This is a genomic window from Pseudomonas sp. K5002 (assembly GCF_013386655.1).
In the GTDB taxonomy this organism is placed as follows: domain Bacteria; phylum Pseudomonadota; class Gammaproteobacteria; order Pseudomonadales; family Pseudomonadaceae; genus Aquipseudomonas.
Genome location: NZ_JACARK010001504.1, coordinates 1 through 472, shown reverse-complemented (window position 1 = coordinate 472; position 472 = coordinate 1). Strand labels below are relative to the sequence as shown.

The following is a 472-nucleotide window of genomic DNA, read 5'->3' as shown; positions in this document are numbered from 1 at the left end:
GGCAGGAACAGCGGCTCGATCAGCCCGCTGGCGGTCACGGCCCACCAGATGGCAACCAGGGTCACCAGGGTCAGCACGCTGATCCAGCGGGTGCTCAGGCTGCGGCGTACGGGCACGACGGGTTTGCTCGCCGGCTTGGTGGCCGTGGCCGGTAATTCGTAACTGCTCATGCGGACACCTGCCGTTGGGAGAACACCTTGCCCAGCACGTGTTCGCGGGTTTCGATAAAGCGCGGGTCGGACTTGATCGCGCGTGCCGACTCACCGGCGGCGTAGCGCTGGCCGAAGTCCAGGCTCAGGCGCTCGACGATCTGGCCGGGGTTGGGCGCCAGCAGAATCAAATCCGTGGCGAGGAACACCGCTTCTTCGATGTCGTGGGTAATCAGGAATACCGGTTTGGCCGTGCGCCGCCAGACTTGCAGCAACAGCTCCTGCATCTGTTCGCGGGTGAAGGCATCAAGGGCGCCGAAGGG

General features: G+C 65.0%; 2 pseudogenes. Both read right to left on the bottom strand.

Annotated features, from left to right (window positions below):
- A pseudogene (locus tag HX846_RS37540) lies at window positions 1-170 on the bottom strand (taurine ABC transporter permease); the annotation flags it as partial.
- Window positions 167-472: pseudogene (tauB, locus tag HX846_RS37535) on the bottom strand (taurine ABC transporter ATP-binding subunit); the annotation flags it as partial. The pseudogenes tauB and HX846_RS37540, both read right to left, overlap by 4 nt.